The following is an 18,505-nucleotide window of genomic DNA, read 5'->3' on the forward strand; positions in this document are numbered from 1 at the left end:
CTTAGGCTGACAGTGCCTGCCAGGCCGGTGCCAGCGTCGTGTGCGCCGCCTGCCAGCGGCCCCCGGCACTCTCTGGAATGTCATTCCAGAAGCGAACCGAGGGGTCACCATGTACACACCTGTCACGATCATCGGCGCCGGACTCGGCGGGCTCACCCTGGCCAGGGTCCTGCACGTCCACGGCATCCCGTCCGCGGTGTACGAAGCCGAGGCCTCGCCGTCGGCGCGGACGCAGGGCGGGATGCTCGACATCCACGACTACAACGGCCAGCTCGCCCTCGAGGCGGCCGGGCTGCTCGACGAGTTCCGCGGCATCGTCCTGGAGGGCCGCCAGGCGATGCGGGTCCTCGACTCGGACGGGTCGGTCCTGTTCGAGCGGGCCGACGACGGCACGGGCGGCCGCCCCGAGGCGCAGCGCGGGGACCTGCGGCGGATGCTGCTCGATTCGCTCCCCGATGGCACCGTCCACTGGGGACACAAGGTCGTCGTCGTCCGTACCCTCGACGACGGCCGCCACGAGGTGACGTTCGAGGGCGGCACCACCGTCGTCACGGGTCTCCTGGTCGGCGCGGACGGTGCGTGGTCACGCGTCCGGCCGCTGCTCACCGGTGCCGGCCCGGACTACAGCGGCACGTCGATCGTCGAGACCTACCTGTACGACGCGCTCACCCGGCATCCCGCCGCGGCGAAGACGGTCGGCGGCGGATCGATGTTCGGGATCGGGCCCACGCCGGGGATGAGCATCCACGGCCACCGCGAAAGGGGCGACACCTTGCACGGCTACGTGGAGCTCACGAAGCCGCTGGAGTGGTTCGACGACATCGACTTCAGCGACGCCGAAGCGGCCAAGGCGCGGATCGCGGCGGAGTTCCGCGACTGGTCGCCGGAGCTCACCGCGCTGATCACCGAAAGCGACGTCGCGCCGATCCATCGTCCTGCCTACGCCTTGCCGTCCGGGCTGCGGTGGGCCCGCGTTCCGGGCGTGACCCTGCTCGGCGACGCCGCGCACCTCGCGCTGGCGAACGGTGAGGGCGCCAACCTGGCGATGCTCGACGGCGCCGAACTCGGCAAGGCCCTCGCCGCGCGTCCGGACGACGTCGAGACCGCACTCGCCGACTACGAACAGGCCATGTTCGTGCGCGGTGAAACGCCGATGGAGGAGGATTTCCTGCTCGAAAGCGTCTTCGGTGAGGACATCCCCGAGCGGCTGCTCGACCTGTTCGGGATCGAGCAGCGGAAGGCCTGAGCGGGTCGCTCACTCGGGCGATCGCGCCCCCGCGTACGGCTTGAGGGTGATGGAGTTGGCCGCTTTCTGAATCCCGCCCAGCATCTTGCCGCCGCCGGGCACGTGCGGAAGCATCCGCATGAACCGGTTGCGCATGCGGATCCCGCGGCGGGTGCGCGGGGCGAAACCGCCGGCGCCACCGGGCGGCCGCTTCATGTTCGCCGCCACGTACTCGCGCATTTCACTGTCATATCGGGGAAACGCGACAAGATGGTCGCCCTCGGCCTCGGCGAGCTCACCCGCGAGCACGTACGCGCCGACCAGCGCCATGCTCGTGCCCATCCCGAGTGAGCCGCCGAAGGCCGAGTCGCCGAGAAGCACGGTGCGGCCGCGGTACCAGTGGTCGACCCGGACCTCCCCGACCCGTGCGAAGTACAGGTCGTCGGTCTGCCGCAGCTGATCGAGCAGCGCGGGGATCTCCCAGCCCGCCCCGGCGAACACGTCGGCCAGCAACTTCTTCTGGGCCCGCGAATCCCGCCGGTCATAGGCCAGCTCCGGCGAAACGAATCCGAGCAGCGCCCGGACCTCCCCGGTGTTCCCCAGCGGGTACAGCACCGCGACCCGGCCGTCGACGCCGTTGCCCGCGGGCAGGTTGTACATCACCTCCCAGCCGTCCAGGTCGAGTTCGGTGCGGGCGGGGAAGTACGAGGTGTAGTAGCCGAGGTCCCGGACGAATTCCTTGTCCTGCCCGAAGGTCAGCGCTCGCACGCCGGAACGCAGCCCGTCCGCGCCGACCACGAGGTCGAAGGAGCGCGGCGGCGCGTTGTCGAAGGTGACCTTGACGCCTTCTGCACTCTCGGCGATCTCGGTGATCACGGTGTCGTACAGGATTTCCAGGTCCGTGCCCGCCGCCTCGTGCAGGATCCGCACGAGGTCGCCGCGCAGGAGTTCGATCTCGGCGACGATCCCGCCCGAATCGCCGAAGTCGTCACCTCCCATGGCCGCCACGCGGTTCCCTTGCTCGTCGAGCCAGGCGATTCCGTGCGTGCCGGTGTGATGGGCCTTGACGGCGTCCATGACGCCCATCCGCTCCACCGCGTCGCGGGCCGCGCCGCGGATGTCGATCGCCTGCCCGCCGGATCGCAGGGCGGGGGAGCGTTCGACCAAGGTGGTTCGGAAGCCGTAGCGGCGTAGCCAGTACGCCAGGGAAAGTCCGGCGATGCTCGCGCCGGAGACCAGAACAGTGCGCATGACGGCAACGTACAGCCGGTTCGGTACGGTGTATATTTGTTCTAGTGCGCTGCTGCTCATGTCGAACCTAGTGGCTTGAGCGCACTAGTACGCTAGGAGGCTTGGTGGACAGCGTGGACAGTGTGGACAACGGGGCGCCCTACCGGAAGATCGCCGCGGAGATCCGCGACAACATCACGAGCGGACGGCTGCGCCCGGGCGACCGGATCCCGCCGACCCGGCAGATCACCCGGGACTGGGGAGTCGCGATGGCCACCGCGAGCAAGGTGATCGCCGTCCTGCGCGACGAAGGCCTGGTGGACACCAAACCGGGCTCGGGAACGGTCGTGCGGTCACGGGATCGCGCGTACACCCCGGCGGCTTCCCGTCGCCAGGAGCTGGACCGGGACCGGATCGTCCGCACGGCGATAGCGATCGCCGACGCGGAAGGCATGGCCGCGGTGTCGATGCGCCGAGTCGCCACCGACCTCGGCGTGGCGACCATGTCGCTGTACCGCCACGTGTCCGGCAAGGACGATCTGATGCTGTACATGGTGGACCTGGTGACCGCCGAGAAGACCGCGCACGCCCGGCCTCCGGCGCACTGGCGCGAACGACTGGAGTTCTCGTCCCGTCTACTGTGGACGATCTGCCGCGGTCATCCCTGGGTGGCCGAGGTGCTGTCCATGACCAGGCCCCGGGCCATCACCCCGAACCTGATGTTCTACGCCGAATGGGTCCTGACCGCGTTGCGCGGTCTGGGGCTGGGCATGGACGACATGATGTACATCCACCTGAACCTCTTCAGCCACATCCGCGGCCTGGCCCTGTCCCTCCAGTCGGAGGCGCGGGCCCGGCAGGACACCGGCATGACCAGCGACGAATGGATGGACACCCAGGTCGCGGAGTTCCGGGAAGTCGTCGCCACCGGCCGGTACCCGACCATGGAATACGTGGTGACACAGGAATTCGAGCAGGACATGGACACGATGTTCGAATACGGCCTGCGGTTGTTGCTCGACGGCGTCGAGCGGCGGCTAGCGCGCGGTCAGGCCGTCGGGCGGCCCGCCCCGGCGTAGTCGTCGCCCTGCTTCCGGTAGGTGTGCACCTGCACCGCCTGCCCGGTCTGCGGGGCGTCGATCATCTGCTGGTTCCCGATGTACAGCCCGACGTGGTGGATCTTCGTGTTCGGCTCGCCGTAGAAGATCAGGTCGCCCAGCTGAGGATCGGTCACCTTGTCCACGCTGTGGTACTGCGTGTGGGCGGTGCGCATGAGCTTGACGCCGGCGCTGGCGTACGCGGCCGTCGTCAGGCCGGAGCAGTCGAAGCCGGGGTCGCCGCCGCCGGTGCCGTTGCCGCCCCAGACGTAGGGCAGCCCGATCTTGTCGATGGCGAAGTTGACCGCGCTCAGCGCCGCCGCGTTCGGCGGCTGCGGGCTCTGGCCGACCGTGCCGTAGACGTTCACGGTCGCGAGCGTGCGGTGCATCAGCAGCGGCGCGGGCTGCAACGTGCTCACCGCGTTCCACCACGTCTGGCCCTGGCCGAGGTCACGCCCGCCCGCGCACAGGGCGCGTCCGGCGGTGAGCGTGGCGTCGTCGATGTTCTGCGGATTCGGTTTCCCGCCGGTGGCCGAGGCCTGGAACTGGTTCCACACCGACGGTGTCAGCTGCAACGGACCGCTGGCGTTCGCGGACGAGACGACCTTGTTGTAGAAGTCGCGGACCTCGACCGCGCCGAGCGGCGCGGTCATCACGCCGTCGGCGTTCAGGTTCGAACCGGTCGCGCGGCCGTGGTCGGAAGCGATCTTCCCGAGCGCGGCCAGCGTCACCCAGGAAAGGCGGCAGCCCGGCGTTTCCTTACTCAGAGCCACGGTGGTCTTCGCGTAGCCGGTCATCGCTCGCAGCGGGATGTCGAGCCAGCCGCTGGTCTTCGACACCCAGGCGTCGAACTCCTGCCCCATCTGTTGCGGCACCTTCGGCTGCTCCTTGGGCATCTCCGCGGGGGCGGACGACGACACGGGCGGCGCGGGCGGGGCCGAGGACTGGACGGCGGCGGCTTCCGGTTTCGGCTCGTCCTTGGGGGCGAAGGTGATGGCGGCGACCAAGGCGGCGCCCGCGACGACGACGGCGGCGACGATCACCGGAAGTCTGCGGCGGCGGGAAGTCTGCTGCTCCATCAGAGCCCTCCGACGATGCGGCTCAGGACGAACTCGCGGAAGGCGTCGACATCGGTGGTCAGCGCGACGTCGATGGTGCGGCCCGGCACGGCCTGCGGATCGGTGCTTCGCAGCCTTCGCCGGTCTACGAGCGTCGCGCCGCGCGCGGGGCCGAAGCCGCACTCGACGTCCACGGGGTAGGACTCGACGTCGAGGATGCCCGGCCGGATCGCCTCGGCCACCGCGACCGCGTCGTGCATGACCATCCCGGGGAAACCGAGGATCGGGGTGTAGTGCTCGACGTAGGTGGGTGTCAGCGCTTCGAGCGCCGCGCCGAGCGGGCCGGAAGCGGCGAGCTTGCCGAGCCATGTCGTGTCGACCGAGCACTGATGCGTGATGTCCAGCGGGACCAGCACCGTCGGGATGTCCTCGTCGACCAGCACGCGGCGCGCGGCCTCGGGGTCGCTCCAGATGTTGAACTCCGCCGCGGTGGTGGAGTTCCCCTTGGTCACCCCGCCGCCCATGACGACGATCCGGCCGATCTTCTCGCGGACGTCCGGATGGGCCGCCAGCAGCAACGCGATATTCGTGAGCGGGCCGATCGGGGCGATGGTCACCGGCTCGTCGGCGGCCTCCAGCAGATCCACCAGCAGACGGACGGCACCGCGTTCGTCGAGCGGGCGCTTCGCCTCCGGCAGCGTCCCGGCGTGGCCGGAAAGACCGTCCTGACCATGGACGAACCCGGCGGGTTTGGCGTTGTCGTACACCAGCGGCCGCGCGGCGCCGGCCGCGACAGGGACGTCGTCGCGGCCGAAGAGCTGCAGCAGGCGGCGTGCGTTGGCGGTGGTGTGGCTCAGCGGCACGTTGCCGAACACCGTGGTCACGCCGAGCAGTTCGACGTCCTCGCACTGTGTGGCCAGCGCCAGCGCGAAGGCGTCGTCGACCCCCGGGTCGGTGTCGATGATCAGCTTGGTGCCCATGCGCGTGCTCCCCTTTGCGGTCGACGGCCTGATCACAGGTTACGGTCACCGGTATGACGTCCATGTGGGGTGCGCCCGCGCTGTCGCGGCTCCGCGCTTGGGGCCAGGCCCGTCGTGATCCGCGTCAGGCGAAGTTCCTGACCAAGGATTCGCTGCGCTGGGTGCTCCGAAACCGCGCGTACAGCCCTTGGTACCTGGTCCGATACTGGCGGCTGCTGAAGTTCCGCGTCGCGAACCCGCACATCATCCTGCGGGGAATGGTGTTCCTCGGCAAGGACGTCGAGATCCATTGCCGCCCCGGCTACGGGCGGCTGGAGATCGGCCGCTGGGTGCACATCGGCGACGGCAACGCGATCCGCTGCCACGAGGGTTCGCTGCGCATCGGCGACAAGGCGGTGTTCGGACGGCAGAACGTCCTCAACGGCTACCTCGACATCGAACTCGGCGCGGCCACCCTCGTCGCGGACTGGGTGTACATCTGCGACTTCGACCACGTCACCACCGACATCACCGTCCCGATCAAGGATCAGGGCATCGTGAAGTCGCCGGTGCGGATCGGGCCGGACACCTGGATCGGCACCAAGGTCTCCGTGCTCAAGGGCACCCGGGTCGGCCGTGGTTGCGTCCTCGGCGCGCACGCCGTGGTGCGGGGCGAGATCCCGGACTACTCGATCGCCGTCGGCTCGCCGGCGCGCGTGGTGCGGAACCGGCAGGACGACTACGCCGCCGACGCCGCCCGCCGCGAGGCTGTCGCGGACATGGCGCGCAAGGCGAACAAGGCACTCCAGAAAACCCTGGGCGTCGACTCGTAACTCGCGTGTCGTCCGCTGGATCACAGGTGTCGTCCATCTGATCACGCGTGTCGTCCGTTAAAACACACATGCCGTCCGTCTGATCACGCCCACTAGCCCGGTCAGCCGGACAGCGTTGGGAAGCCGTCCGGTGGATCCGGCCCATGCGGTGATACTCAACGGACGACACGCGTGATCCAGCGGACGACACGCGTGATCAGGTGGACGACACCGCCCATCGAGCGGGATCAGCCGCGCAGCTGCTCCCGGACCTCCATGAGCGCGAAGCCCAGCAGGTTCTGCCCGCGCCAGTAGTCGGGGCGCGTGGCGTTCTTGTCGTCGCGGGCGACGCCGCTGCCCCAGACCAGGTCCATCCTCGACGCCTCGACGATCACCTTGTCGCCCGTGGCCAGCAGGAACTCGCGCTCCTCGGCGTGCTGGCGGAACTTCTCCAGGTTGCCGTCGATGACGATGTCGAAGCGGTGCCGCTCCCACAGTTCGGCGTCGAAACCGGAGACCTCGCGGCCGAGGATCTTGGCGGTCTTCGGGTCCGGCGCCTGACGGATGGCCACCGCGGCCTCGTGGTCACCGAACAGTTCCGCCTTGCTCGCCATCATGTAGTGCTCGGCCGTCGGGTACTGCTCGCCGCCCGCGACGAACGGCGCGTGCCACCACTGGCTCAGGCAGGCCGCGTTGATCCGGCCGCTCTTGAGCGGGGTGTGGCCGTAGAAGAGCTGGTACTCGGGCTCCGCGCCGCTGTGGACCAGCTCGCGCAACGCATCGAGACTCCGGACTCCGTCGACCTTGCTCACCATGGCGACCAGTGGACCACAGACCACCGACAACCGGTGAACTGGATCGGACCACTCTCCGTCGTGGCCGGAGGCGGTCAGTACATTCAGCATTCGTGCAACGGATCGAAACGGTGAGCGCCCGAACGGTCGAAGAGGCCGCCAAGCGATTGGCCGGGGTGGTGACCCGGACGCCGCTCGAACCGAACGAACGGCTTTCGGCCAGGGTCGACGCCCGGGTCTGGCTCAAACGCGAAGACCTCCAGACCGTGCGCTCGTACAAGATCCGCGGCGCCTACAACTTCATCGTCCAGCTCGACGCGGAGCACCGGGAGCGCGGCGTCGTCTGCGCGAGCGCGGGCAACCACGCGCAGGGTGTCGCGTACGCGTGCCGCCGCCTCGGCGCGAACGGCCGGGTCTACGTTCCCGGCACGACTCCCCGGCAGAAGCGCGAGCGGATCGCGACGCTGGGCGGCTCGCATATCGAGGTCATCGTCGTCGGCGAGACCTACGAAGACGCCTTCAGCGCCGCGAAGCACGACGCGGAGACCACCGGCGCGACGCTGGTCCCCGCGTTCGACGCGCCGGAGACGGTCGCCGGACAGGGCACGGTCGCGATGGAGGTCGTCGCGCAGCTCGGGTTCATCCCGGACGTCATGGTGGTGCCGGTCGGCGGTGGCGGCCTGCTCGCGGGCATCGCCGCGTGGGCCGCGGAACGGGCGCCGGAGATGCGGATCGTCGGCGTCGAACCGGCGGGGGCGACCTGCATGGCGGCCGCGCTGGCCGCCGGTGAGCCGGTGCGGCTCGAAACCGTCGACACCTTCGTCGACGGAGCGGCGGTCGCGCTGGCCGGATCGGTGACGTATCCGCTGGTCCGCGACGGCGGCGTCGAACTCACCGAAGTCGCCGAGGGCGCGATCTGCACGGAAATGCTCGCGATGTACCAGTCCGACGGCGTGATCGCCGAACCCGCGGGCGCGCTCGCGACCGCGGCGCTGGGCACGACGGTGAAGATCGACCCCGGGCAGATCGTGGTGTGCGTCGTCTCCGGCGGCAACAACGACGTCAGCCGCTACGGCGAAGTGCTCGAACGGTCGCTGGTCCACGAAGGACTGAAGCACTACTTCCTGGTGGGGTTCCCGCAGGAGCCCGGCGCGCTGCGGCGGTTCCTCGACGAGGTCCTCGGGCCGGACGACGACATCACGCGGTTCGAGTACGTGAAGCGCAACAGCCGCGAAACCGGTCCGGCGCTGATCGGCGTCGAACTCGCGCGCGCCGGTGACCTGGAAGGCCTGCTGCACCGGATGGACGTGAGCCCGCTGCAGGTGGAGCGGGTGGAGCCGGGCAGCCCGCTCTTCCACTTCCTGGTCTGAGGGCTCAAGGCGCCTTCGGCACCGCCGGGTACGGGACGAAGGTGCTGGTGTTCTCGTCCACGGTCAGCTGTTTGCCGATCGTGGGGAACGCGCGCTGCGAGCAGGCCGGTCGTTCGCAGACTTTGCACCCCATCCCGATCGGGGTGGCCGCGGCGCGGTCGTCGAGATCGAGCCCGGTCGAATAGATGAGCCGTTTCGCGTGCCGCAGTTCGCAGCCGAGGCCGACGGTGAACGTCTTGCCGGGGCTGCCGTAGCCGCCGATGTTGCGCGACACCGTCCGCGCGACCCAGAAGTAGCTCTTGCCGTCGGGCAGGGTGGCGATCTGGGTGAGGATCTTGCCGGGCTGGGTGAACGCCTCGTAGATGTTCCACAGTGGACACGCGCCGCCGACGCGGGAGAAGTGGAAACCGGCCGCGGACTGGCGTTTCGACATGTTTCCCGCCCGGTCGACCCGGACGAACGAGAACGGCACGCCGCGGTTCTTGGGGCGCTGCAACGTCGAGAGCCGGTGACAGACCGTCTCGAAACCCACGCCGAAGTGGTCGCAGAGCCGCTCGATGTCGTAGCGGAACCGTTCCGCGCATGCCAGGAACGGTCCATAGGGGAGGATCAGCGCGCCCGCGAAGTAGTTCGCGAGCCCGACCCTGGCCAGCGAACGCGCGGCGGGGCCGGAGAACGCCCACGAATCGGCGAGTTCGGTGATCAGGTCGTCGTATTCCAGCAGCGCGATCTGCGAAGCCATCCGGAACGCCTGCTGCCCGACGCGCAGGCTCGGCGCCAGCCGCAGCACGCGCGGCCCGGGTTCGTACCGGTGCTGTTCGCCGTTGGACTCGTCGATGCCTTCGTTCGTGACGTCGACGCCGTAGCGCTGGGTCAGGGTCTCCTTCAGCGCCGCGAGCACCTGGCCACGCTGCAGGGGGATGTCGTGGGCCATCCGTTCGGCGCGTTCGTCCAGCTCGGCGACGTAGTTCTCCCGCTCGTAGAAGAAGTCGCGGACCTCTTCGTGCGGCAACGAGCCTGCCGCGCTGCCGTGCATGCCCAGCCCGTTTTCCGTGGTCAGCACGGCGGTGTTCTCGACCGAGTTGCGATAGCTGCGATGCAGTTTGACCAGGGCCTGGGCGATCGTCGGCAGGTTCGTGGCGAGGTCGTTCAGCTCGCTGGTGGTGACGTCCACCCCGAGTACCTCGTCGAGCAGTGCCTCTTTGACATCCGCCACCAGCCGCGCGGTGTCGTTGTTCGCGAAGAACTCGGTGTCCACTCCGAACGCTTGCGTGATGCGAAGGAGCACCGGGACGGTCAGCGGACGCGAGTTGTGCTCGATCTGATTGAGATAACTGGGTGAGATCTCCAGCACACGAGCCAGGTCGGCCTGGCTCATCGACCGGCTTTCGCGCAGATGCCGCAGCTTCGCTCCGGCGAAGGTTTTGTCCACTGAGGCCTCTCTGTCCGCAAGGTTTCCGGGCCTGAACGATTCAGTGAACGGTCAAGCCCGTGGATTTTGCCGGTACTTGCGAACCTGCGATTCGCAATCTTTGCAAGATGCTACGGAAGCTTCGCAGAAATTGGCAAATTGGAGGCCTGGATCGGGTTTCCCCTGTCATGTCAGGGTCAGGTCAGGAAAGGCGATCACTCGCAAACTTCGCAACACGGGAGAATCCGATGACTCAGCACGCGCAGCAGCTGGAGCAGGCGGCCGCCGAACTGGCCAAGCAGTGGGAGACCGACCCCCGCTGGGCGGGCGTGAAGCGTTCGTACTCCGCGGCTGACGTGGTCAAGCTGCGCGGCAGCGTGGTCGAGGAGCACACGCTCGCTCGCCGCGGCGCCGAGAAGCTTTGGGACCTCCTGCACAACGAGGACTACGTCCACTCGCTGGGCGCACTGACCGGTAACCAGGCGGTGCAGCAGGTCCGCGCCGGCCTCAAGGCCATCTACCTGTCGGGCTGGCAGGTCGCCGCCGACGCCAACCTCTCCGGCCAGACCTACCCGGACCAGAGCCTCTACCCGGCCAACTCGGTGCCTGCCGTCGTCCGCCGCATCAACAACGCGCTGGGCCGCGCCGACCAGATCAACTGGGCCGAGGGCAACACCGACATCGACTGGTACGCCCCGATCGTCGCCGACGCCGAGGCCGGCTTCGGTGGCCCGCTCAACGCCTTCGAGCTGATGAAGGGCATGATCGCCGCCGGTGCCGCGGGTGTGCACTGGGAGGACCAGCTCGCTTCCGAGAAGAAGTGTGGTCACCTCGGTGGCAAGGTGCTCATCCCGACCAAGCAGCACGAGCGCACGCTGAACGCCGCCCGCCTCGCCGCGGACGTGCTGAACGTGCCGTCGCTGATCGTCGCCCGCACCGACGCCCAGGCCGCCACGCTGATCACCAGCGACGTCGACGAGCGTGACCGCAAGTACGTCACCGGCGAGCGCACCGCCGAGGGCTTCTACAACGTCACCAACGGTATCGACCCCTGCATCGACCGCGGTCTCGCCTACGCCGAGTACGCCGACCTGCTGTGGATGGAGACCTCCAAGCCGGACCTCGAGGTCGCCCGCCAGTTCGCCGAGGCGATCAAGGCGAAGTATCCGGACCAGATGCTGGCCTACAACTGCTCGCCGTCGTTCAACTGGAAGAAGCACCTGGACGACGCGACGATCGCGAAGTTCCAGCGCGAACTCGGCCACATGGGCTACAAGTTCCAGTTCATCACCCTGGCAGGCTTCCACGCCCTGAACTACTCGATGTTCGACCTGGCGCACGGTTACGCCCGTGAAGGCATGACCGCCTACGTCGACCTGCAGGAGCGCGAGTTCGCTTCGGAGGACCGCGGCTACACCGCCACGAAGCACCAGCGCGAGGTCGGCACCGGCTGGTTCGACAACGTCGCGACCGCGCTGAACCCGGAGAGCTCGACCACCGCGCTCGCCGGCTCCACCGAGGCCGAGCAGTTCTGATCACCCGCAATTAGGTGCCAGGTGGCGGTCTCTCGACTCCCAGGGGAGACCGCCACCGCCCCCCTTCTATCCCCTCGCGAAGCCCAGCGGAGGCACACCATGGTTGAGAAGCTGAACTACCGGATCGACGTCTGCGGACCTGCCGGTGACCGGTTCGACGAGATCCTCACCCCGGCCGCGCTGGACTTCGTGGCCAAACTGGACAACGCGTTCGCCGGGCGCCGCCGCGAGCTGCTCGACGCCCGCCGTCTGCGCCGCGAGAAGCTCCAGTCCGGCGAGGAGCCGCTGGGCTTCCTGCCCGAGACGCATTCCGTCCGCGACGACAGCAGCTGGTCGGTCGCCCCGGCCGCGCCCGGTCTCGAAGACCGCCGCGTCGAGATCACCGGCCCGACCGACCGCAAGATGACGGTCAACGCGCTGAACTCCGGCGCGAAGGTCTGGCTCGCCGACTTCGAGGACGCGACCTCGCCGACCTGGCACAACGTCATCGACGGCCAGATCAACCTGTTCGACGCGATCCGCCGCAACATCGACTTCACCACCGAGGCCGGCAAGCGCTACACGATCGGCGACGAGCCCGCGACGATCGTCGCCCGCCCCCGCGGCTGGCACCTGGTGGAGAAGCACATCCGCATCGACGGCCGCCCGGTTTCGGCGAGCCTGGTCGACTTCGGCCTCTACTTCTTCCACAACGCGCGCCAGCTGCTGGCCCGTGGCAGCGGCCCGTACTTCTACCTGCCGAAGCTGGAGAACCACCTCGAAGCGCGGCTGTGGAACGACGTCTTCCTGCTGGCGCAACGGGAACTCGGCATCCCGCGCGGCTCCGTCCGGGCCACCGTGCTGATCGAGACGATCACCGCCGCGTTCGAGATGGAGGAGATCCTCTACGAACTGCGTGAGCACGTCTCCGGGCTGAACGCCGGCCGCTGGGACTACATCTTCAGCGTCATCAAGAACTTCTCCTCGCACGGCGCGGACTTCGTGCTGCCGGACCGCGCACAGGTGACGATGACCGTCCCGTTCATGCGGGCCTATACCGAACTGCTGGTGCGCACCTGCCACAAGCGCGGGGCGCACGCCATCGGCGGCATGGCCGCGTTCATCCCGAGCAAGGACCCGGAGATCAACGCGACCGCGCTCGAAAAGGTCCGCCAGGACAAGGAACGCGAGGCGAACGACGGCTTCGACGGCTCGTGGGTCGCGCACCCCGGCCTCGTCCCGGTCTGCCGCGAGGTGTTCGACGGCGTGCTCGGCGGCTGGCCCAACCAGCTCGGCAAGCTCCGTGAGGACGTCGTCGTCACTGCCGAGGATCTGCTCGACGTCGCCAGTGCCGGCGGCGAGGTCACCGAAGCGGGTGTCCGCGCCAACATCAACGTCGCGCTGCGCTACATCGACGCGTGGCTGCGCGGCACCGGCGCGGCGGCGATCCACAACCTGATGGAGGACGCCGCCACCGCCGAGATCGCCCGCTGCCAGGTGTGGCAGTGGATTCGCAACGGCACGAAGCTCGAAGACGGCACCGCGCTCACCCACGAACTCGCCGTGTCCTATTTGGACGAAGAGCTGGCGTCGGTGCGCACAGAACTCGGCGAAGGCAACCGCCTCGGCGACGCCTACGAGATCTTCACCGAGACCGCGCTGGGCGAGAAGCTGCCGAGCTTCCTCACCACCGGCGCGTACGCGCGGTACCTGACCGCGCGGTGACGCAGGCTCCGGCCGCCCCTACCTGACGCGGGGCGGCCGGGTTCCACACCGGTTTGGGACGGTGTGGCCCAACGGGTCCGGTGGCGGAGGCTCCCCGCCACCGGACCCGCTTCACGCGCGCGCCCCTCCGGTAGCGCCTGTCGGGCGTGCGCCTCGCCGCGGAGACCCCGCTCACCTCCCACACCGTGGTTGGGCGGGGTCTCCGCGGCTTTCTTCTGCCGAACTCGCGTGATTGAAGGCGTAACTCGCGTGATTGGAGGCGTAACACGATGATCCGGCTCCAATCACGTGAGTTACGGCTTCAGACACGCGTGATACGGCTCTGATCACACTCACGGGACCGGACGAATCGGTCACGGACCGCGAATAGGTAGGGGTACCTACTGAAGCCCCCGTTGTTTCGGCGGCGGGGCGCGCGGATGCTCGGCGCCGGGTGGGAATTCCGCCCGTTCCCCCGAGGAGCCACCATGAAGAAGCAGTTGAGGACCCTCTTGGCCGCGACTTTCGCCGTCCTCGCCGTCGCCCTCGCCGCCCCGGCGGTGTCCGCTTCGGCCGGGGTTTCGGTGCAGCCGGACTGTGTGCGGCCCTGCCACTTCTGATCTTCGTCACCTAGAGCAGACACGGGGGTCGCGCCCCTCGCGACCCGCGACGCTCGTGGAGGGCGGACCCGGGTTCCCCGACATCCGGGTCTTCCCTCCGCCCCACTCCTAAGTGTCATGAAAGGGTCGTTCAGGACGAAAAATGTCCTGAACGACCCTTTCATGACATCCGGGCCAGGCGGATCAGGGTTCGAAGGCGTTGCCCGTCGCGATCTTCGGGCGCCCCAGTTCCACGGGCTCCGCGACGCGGGCCCGCCGGTAGACGGCGGCGGTCGCTTCGGCGATGCGGCCCCAGTCGAAGTCCGCGGCCAGGCGCGACTGCGCGGTCAGTGCCCGCCGCGCCGCGGCGACCTCGTCGTCCAGCACAGCTTCGACGGCGTCCCCGAGGGCGTCGACGTCGCCGGGGCTGAACGCCAGGCCGGTCTCGCCGTCGACGACGACCTCGCCGAGTCCTCCGGCGGTCGAAGCGACCAACGGCGCCTTCGCGGCGGCCGCTTCCAGCGCGACGATCCCGAACGGTTCGTACCGGCTGGGCAGCACGACCGCGTCGGCCGCGGCCAGCACGGCGCGCAGTTCGCGGTCGGAGAGATGCCCGACGAAGTCCACCGCGCGGCGCACGCGCAGTTTGCGTGCCTGATCGACCAGTTCCTCCAGATGCCGTCCCTTGCCGGCGATGACCAGCCGTGTCCCCGGTTTGGCGCGGCGGATCCGGGGGAGCGCGGCGAGCAGGTCCTGCACGCCCTTCTCCCATTCCAGCCGGCCGAAGTAGAGCAGCAGCGGCGCCCCGGAGGGGCTGTAGACCTCGCGAGCGTGCGCGACCTCGTCCGCGGGCACCTGCCAGGTGCGTTCCTCGATGCCGTTGTGGATCACGGTGACCGCGTCGCCGTCGACCTCGAACAGCTGCGCCACCTCGCGGCGCATGGCCTGCGAGCAGGTGATCAGCGCGTCCGAGCGGTTCGCGAGCCACCATTCGACCGAGTGAACCTGCTGGTTCAGCGGATGCGAGAGCCAGCCGGAGTGCCGTCCGGCCTCGGTGGCGTGGATCGTGCCGACCAGCGGCACCCGCGCGGCCTCCGCGATCGCGATCGCGGGATGGGTGACCAGCCAGTCGTGCGCGTGGACGACGTCCGGCTGCCAGGTGCGCAGCAGGTCGGTGGCGGCGCGGACCATCGCGTGCCCCATGGCCAGCGTCCACGCGACGAGGTCCCGTTCGAAGGTCACGTGCATCGGGTCTTCGGCGACCCGGATGATCCGGACGCCTTCGACCACGCGATCGGTCCTCGGATGGGTCTCGGCGTCGGTGCCCGCCGTGTGACGGCACAGGACGACCACGTCGTGCCCCTGCCCGGCGAGGTGTCTGGCCAGGGCGTGGACGTGCCGTGCGAGTCCGCCGACGACCACGGGTGGGTACTCCCACGACAACATCAGCACGCGCATGGGTGGAGGTTACTCGTGAGTCGGTCGCCACCGGGACGGGGCGATCACCCCCACAGGTGAAGCCGATGGCGGACGACAGGGGCGGCGATCTTTGCCACCATCGGGTTGATGACGTCCTCGGTGAACGCGGCCGAACCGGCCTTCGAATCCGTCGAACCGGTGCTGTCGACCCCGTGGTCCGCGCAGGTCGGACCCGGCAACGCGCTGCCGGAGTACCCGCGCCCGCGGCTGGTCCGGCGGCGCTGGCTGAACCTCAACGGAGTATGGGAGTACGCGGGCAGCGGCTCGCCCGGCGGGAGCGGATACGGCGAGCGGATCCTGGTGCCGTACCCGCCGGAGTCGGCGCTCTCCGGTATCGGGCGGCGCGACGAAACCCTGTGGTACCGCAAGGTGTTCCGGGTCCCGTCCGAATGGGACGGTCAGCGGGTGCTGCTCCATTTCGGCGCCGTCGACCAGTCCGCGACGGTCTGGGTCAACAACCAGCAGGTCGCCGTCCACGAAGGCGGGTACACGGCGTTCAGCGCGGACATCACCGACGTGCTGCGCCCGTCGGGATCGCAGGAACTGACCGTCCGCGCGACGGACCGGACCGACGCCTCGACGCACACCGTCGGCAAGCAGCGGAACGACGCGAAAGGGATCTTCTACACCGCCGCTTCCGGCATCTGGCAGACCGTCTGGCTGGAGCCGGTGCCGTCCGCGTACGTCCGGGATCTCCAGGTGACGCCGGACCTCGACGGGGTGACGGTTGTGCCCAAGGTCACAGGCGGCGCCCAGGTGGAAGCGATCGTCAGTGAGCCCGGTGGCGCGGAGGTGGCACGCGTCCTGGGGGAAGTGGGACGGCGGTTGCGCGCGGAGGTGCCTTCGCCGCGTCTGTGGACGCCGGACGATCCGTATCTCTACGACCTCGAAGTCCGCTTGCTCGACGAGAGCGGCAACGTGCTCGACGCCGTCGAGTCCTACACCGGGCTCCGCACGATCGGGACGGTCACCGACGCCGAAGGCAGGCCGCGGATCGCGCTCAACGGCCGGATCACCTTCCTGCACGGCCCACTCGACCAGGGCTACTGGCCGGACGGCGTCTACACCGCGCCCACCGACGAGGCGTTGCGGTTCGACCTGGAGAAGACCAAGGAGCTCGGCTTCAACTTCGTCCGCAAGCACGTCAAGGTCGAGCCGGAGCGCTGGTATTCCTGGGCGGACAGGCTGGGCCTGCTGGTCTGGCAGGACATGCCGTCGCTCACCGTCTCCTTCGACGGTCCGCCCGGGACGGCGCCCGATCCGGTGCCGGAGGCGAAGGCGCGGTTCGAAGCGGAGCTGACCGAGATGGTGGAGCAGCTGCGCGGGGTGTCCTCGATCGTCGGCTGGGTGCCGTTCAACGAGGGCTGGGGCGAGTTCGACACCGCGCGCGTCGCGGAACTGGTGAAACGCCTCGACCCGACCAGGCTCGTCGTCTCGAACAGTGGCGTGAACTGCTGTTTCTCGCGGCCGGACGCCGGTGCCGGCGACGTCTACGACGACCACACCTATGTGGGGCCGGGGAAACCCGCTGTGAAGGACCACCGGGTGATCGTCGACGGCGAGTACGGCGGCCTCGGCCTTGTCCTCGACGAGCATCGCTGGCCGGGGGAGCCGCAGGCCTACGAGATGACGCTGACCTCGGCACAGCTCACGGAACGCTATGCCGAGGTCAGCGAGCGCCTCGAACGGTTCATCCCCGAAACCGGGCTCTCCGGCGCGATCTACACCCAGACCACCGACGTCGAAAACGAGGTCAACGGCCTGCTCACCTATGACAGGCGGGTGCTGAAGGCCGATCTCGCGACCGTGGCCGCCCGCAACCGCGCGGTCATCGCGGCGGGTCAGTCCGGCTGAGCCTCCACCGGCCCGCCCGGGTCCCGGACCCGGACGGGCACCCCGAGCAGCTGAGAAGGCAGCTGCCCGTGGTCGTGGCCGGGGGTCATCCACACGTCGATCGTGGGTGTCCCCTCGGCCTCGCCCTGTCCGACGCCGACCACTCCCGGTACGTCGTCGAGCCAGCGTGACGCCGAGACGAGCGCGGCGTCGACATCCGGAGCTTCGTCGGTCACTACGGATGCACCCTGATCCCGAGCGACGCTTCGACCAGCGTGATCCGGTTGATCACGGTGACCACCGGTGACCCCGCGAACAGCAGGCCGACGGCGTTCTCGTTCAGGTCCGCCACGATGCTGCCCGAGTCGCCACCGGCCGACATGTCGGTGGTCAGCAGCTGCTGCGCGAACCGGGCCACCCGGCCGCCGCCGTAGTTCACGTCGACGGTGGCGTTGATGTTCGTGATCCGGCCGGTCGTCCAGTTCGTGGTCCGGCCGGTCTTCTGCACCAACGTGCCGACCGCGGGCGCCACGTTGGTGCCCTTGAGGTCGCCGACCCAGAAGATCCGCCGGTCGAGGTCGTGGAACTGGCCTTCGGCGATCGCGGCGTCGACGAAGTTCAACGGCACCGGCTGCCCCGGCTGGATGAACTTGATCGGCACGAACCGGCTCAGCCTGGCGATGACGTCGGTGGGGACGACGCCGCCGTCGAACGGGCCGGGCTGCAGGATCGGGTCGCCGATGGCGGCGGCGTTCGAGTTCGCCAGCACGTGGTTGTTGCTCAGGATGTAGTACCTCGGCGGCTTCCCCGGCAACGCGGTGGCGTCGTAGACGGCGGTGCCGTAGGTGCCGGCGGTGATCTTGAAGTGGCCGACGCTCAGCCCGCCGAACGCCGGGCGGAACCGTTTGGCCAGCGTGAACGGGCCGACCTGCTCGCGGGCAAGTTCGTCGGGGCGGGCGAGCGTCGGAGCAGGCGGCTCGTCGAGCATCGTGGCGGCACCGTTCGCCTTCGACGGTGCGATGCTCCGGCCCGCTTGCAGGACGCCGACTTCCTGGACGTCGGTGTGCACTCCGGCCAGCGTCGCCGGGACGAGGTCGTCCTCGCGGAGCATCTCGAGAGGCATCTTCGTGTCGACCAGGACCGTGATCACCTTCTCGCCGGTGTCCTGCCCGCCCGACCATTTGGTGCCGAGCGCGACACCCACGACGTTCTGTCTCGCGAGCAGTGCGTCCTGCTCGGCCGCTTGTACGCTCGCCAGTGAGAGGAATTCATCCGGGATCATATTGTTTTCGATCACGTCGGCCACACTTTCCCGCTATTTTCGGATGGCTTGCAGGGAGTCCCGACGTGCGAGTCTTCTCCGGTGCCCGTGGTGGCGCCATAGGGCAATCGGGTAGACCGGTTCACTGTGGAACGGCAG

The 18,505-nt window shown here is 68.8% G+C and carries 16 protein-coding genes; 8 read left to right on the forward strand and 8 right to left on the reverse strand.

The window, feature by feature from the left end; genetic code table 11:
- The first annotated feature begins 109 nt into the window (after positions 1–109).
- On the forward strand, positions 110–1,246 hold the full coding sequence (locus tag DMH03_RS14005; RefSeq protein WP_125792407.1) for an NAD(P)/FAD-dependent oxidoreductase: 1,137 nt from the start codon (positions 110–112) through the stop codon (positions 1,244–1,246).
- Positions 1,247–1,255: 9 nt separating this feature from the next.
- Here DMH03_RS14005 and DMH03_RS14010 read toward each other — a convergent pair whose 3' ends face one another.
- A complete protein-coding gene (locus DMH03_RS14010) occupies positions 1,256–2,476 on the reverse strand; it encodes an FAD-dependent monooxygenase (RefSeq protein WP_158633083.1) in 1,221 nt (406 codons plus the stop codon).
- 104 nt (positions 2,477–2,580) lie between these two features.
- Between DMH03_RS14010 and DMH03_RS14015 the strand changes: the two genes are divergently transcribed.
- Positions 2,581–3,534 carry a TetR/AcrR family transcriptional regulator C-terminal domain-containing protein gene (locus DMH03_RS14015; RefSeq protein WP_233611503.1) on the forward strand — a complete coding sequence of 318 codons (954 nt, stop codon included), beginning with the start codon at positions 2,581–2,583 and terminating at the stop codon, positions 3,532–3,534.
- On the opposite strand, the gene DMH03_RS14020 is transcribed toward DMH03_RS14015, so the two are convergent.
- Together DMH03_RS14020 and DMH03_RS14025 are read right to left on the reverse strand one after the other, a co-directional pair.
- The gene (locus tag DMH03_RS14020) at positions 3,504–4,631 is read right to left on the reverse strand and encodes an NlpC/P60 family protein (RefSeq protein ID WP_125792409.1); all 1,128 of its coding nucleotides are present in this window, start codon (positions 4,629–4,631) and stop codon (positions 3,504–3,506) included. The two genes, DMH03_RS14015 and DMH03_RS14020, sit on opposite strands and share 31 nt — an antisense overlap.
- Complete coding sequence (locus DMH03_RS14025) at positions 4,631–5,590, reverse strand: nucleoside hydrolase (protein WP_125792410.1); 960 nt, start codon at positions 5,588–5,590, stop codon at positions 4,631–4,633. The genes DMH03_RS14020 and DMH03_RS14025 overlap by 1 nt, the downstream gene beginning before the upstream one ends.
- 53 nt (positions 5,591–5,643) lie before the next feature.
- Between DMH03_RS14025 and DMH03_RS14030 the strand changes: the two genes are divergently transcribed.
- Positions 5,644–6,402, forward strand: a complete 759-nt coding sequence (locus DMH03_RS14030) for an acyltransferase (protein ID WP_125792411.1) — start codon at positions 5,644–5,646, stop codon at positions 6,400–6,402.
- Between the two features lie 227 nt (positions 6,403–6,629).
- Here DMH03_RS14030 and DMH03_RS14035 read toward each other — a convergent pair whose 3' ends face one another.
- The gene (locus DMH03_RS14035) at positions 6,630–7,196 is read right to left on the reverse strand and encodes an NADAR family protein (RefSeq protein WP_125792933.1); all 567 of its coding nucleotides are present in this window, start codon (positions 7,194–7,196) and stop codon (positions 6,630–6,632) included.
- A gap of 92 nt (positions 7,197–7,288) precedes the next feature.
- Between DMH03_RS14035 and ilvA the strand changes: the two genes are divergently transcribed.
- Positions 7,289–8,545, forward strand: a complete 1,257-nt coding sequence (ilvA, locus tag DMH03_RS14040; RefSeq protein ID WP_125792412.1) for a threonine ammonia-lyase IlvA — start codon at positions 7,289–7,291, stop codon at positions 8,543–8,545.
- Positions 8,546–8,549: 4 nt separating this feature from the next.
- On the opposite strand, the gene DMH03_RS14045 is transcribed toward ilvA, so the two are convergent.
- Positions 8,550–9,977: a short-chain fatty acyl-CoA regulator family protein gene (locus DMH03_RS14045; RefSeq protein ID WP_125792413.1), complete on the reverse strand. Its 1,428-nt coding sequence runs from the start codon at positions 9,975–9,977 to the stop codon at positions 8,550–8,552.
- Positions 9,978–10,204: 227 nt separating this feature from the next.
- Between DMH03_RS14045 and aceA the strand changes: the two genes are divergently transcribed.
- From aceA to DMH03_RS42860, 3 genes are all read left to right on the forward strand, one after another.
- The gene (gene aceA, locus DMH03_RS14050; RefSeq protein WP_072030536.1) at positions 10,205–11,491 is read left to right on the forward strand and encodes an isocitrate lyase; all 1,287 of its coding nucleotides are present in this window, start codon (positions 10,205–10,207) and stop codon (positions 11,489–11,491) included.
- Positions 11,492–11,590: 99 nt separating this feature from the next.
- Entirely contained in the window at positions 11,591–13,195 is a 1,605-nt protein-coding gene (gene aceB, locus DMH03_RS14055) for a malate synthase A (RefSeq protein ID WP_125792414.1), read from the forward strand.
- 467 nt (positions 13,196–13,662) lie between these two features.
- Positions 13,663–13,794: a hypothetical protein gene (locus DMH03_RS42860; protein WP_255431241.1), complete on the forward strand. Its 132-nt coding sequence runs from the start codon at positions 13,663–13,665 to the stop codon at positions 13,792–13,794.
- 183 nt (positions 13,795–13,977) lie between these two features.
- On the opposite strand, the gene DMH03_RS14060 is transcribed toward DMH03_RS42860, so the two are convergent.
- Positions 13,978–15,231, reverse strand: coding sequence for a glycosyltransferase family 4 protein (locus tag DMH03_RS14060; RefSeq protein ID WP_125792415.1), 1,254 nt, complete (start codon positions 15,229–15,231; stop codon positions 13,978–13,980).
- A 108-nt stretch (positions 15,232–15,339) separates the two neighbouring features.
- Here DMH03_RS14060 and DMH03_RS14065 point away from each other — a divergent pair, with 108 nt between their 5' ends.
- Entirely contained in the window at positions 15,340–17,106 is a 1,767-nt protein-coding gene (locus DMH03_RS14065; protein ID WP_125792416.1) for a glycoside hydrolase family 2 protein, read from the forward strand.
- Here the strand turns inward: DMH03_RS14065 and DMH03_RS14070 are convergent.
- Together DMH03_RS14070 and DMH03_RS14075 are read right to left on the reverse strand one after the other, a co-directional pair.
- Positions 17,094–17,321 carry a hypothetical protein gene (locus DMH03_RS14070; RefSeq protein ID WP_125792417.1) on the reverse strand — a complete coding sequence of 76 codons (228 nt, stop codon included), beginning with the start codon at positions 17,319–17,321 and terminating at the stop codon, positions 17,094–17,096. The genes DMH03_RS14065 and DMH03_RS14070 overlap by 13 nt on opposite strands.
- Positions 17,321–18,382 (reverse strand): serine protease, encoded by a 1,062-nt coding sequence (locus tag DMH03_RS14075; RefSeq protein ID WP_199748863.1) that lies wholly within the window; start codon positions 18,380–18,382, stop codon positions 17,321–17,323. The genes DMH03_RS14070 and DMH03_RS14075 overlap by 1 nt, the downstream gene beginning before the upstream one ends.
- Positions 18,383–18,505 lie beyond the last annotated feature (123 nt).

Origin of the sequence: Amycolatopsis sp. WAC 01376, from assembly GCF_003947415.1 — a bacterium.
Classification (GTDB): Bacteria; Actinomycetota; Actinomycetes; order Mycobacteriales; family Pseudonocardiaceae; genus Amycolatopsis.

What these genes read in the sequence shown, in the direction of transcription:
- DMH03_RS14005 (WP_125792407.1), top strand. Translation starts at nt 110, where the DNA reads ATGTACACACCTGTCACGATCATCGGCGCCGGACTCGGCGGGCTCACC.
- DMH03_RS42860 (WP_255431241.1), top strand. Translation starts at nt 13,663, where the DNA reads ATGAAGAAGCAGTTGAGGACCCTCTTGGCCGCGACTTTCGCCGTCCTC.
- DMH03_RS14065 (WP_125792416.1), top strand. Translation starts at nt 15,340, where the DNA reads ATGACGTCCTCGGTGAACGCGGCCGAACCGGCCTTCGAATCCGTCGAA.
- DMH03_RS14060 (WP_125792415.1), bottom strand. Translation starts at nt 15,231, where the DNA reads ATGCGCGTGCTGATGTTGTCGTGGGAGTACCCACCCGTGGTCGTCGGC.
- DMH03_RS14020 (WP_125792409.1), bottom strand. Translation starts at nt 4,631, where the DNA reads ATGGAGCAGCAGACTTCCCGCCGCCGCAGACTTCCGGTGATCGTCGCC.
- aceA (WP_072030536.1), top strand. Translation starts at nt 10,205, where the DNA reads ATGACTCAGCACGCGCAGCAGCTGGAGCAGGCGGCCGCCGAACTGGCC.
- aceB (WP_125792414.1), top strand. Translation starts at nt 11,591, where the DNA reads ATGGTTGAGAAGCTGAACTACCGGATCGACGTCTGCGGACCTGCCGGT.
- DMH03_RS14025 (WP_125792410.1), bottom strand. Translation starts at nt 5,590, where the DNA reads ATGGGCACCAAGCTGATCATCGACACCGACCCGGGGGTCGACGACGCC.
- DMH03_RS14035 (WP_125792933.1), bottom strand. Translation starts at nt 7,196, where the DNA reads ATGGTGAGCAAGGTCGACGGAGTCCGGAGTCTCGATGCGTTGCGCGAG.
- DMH03_RS14030 (WP_125792411.1), top strand. Translation starts at nt 5,644, where the DNA reads ATGACGTCCATGTGGGGTGCGCCCGCGCTGTCGCGGCTCCGCGCTTGG.
- DMH03_RS14010 (WP_158633083.1), bottom strand. Translation starts at nt 2,476, where the DNA reads ATGCGCACTGTTCTGGTCTCCGGCGCGAGCATCGCCGGACTTTCCCTG.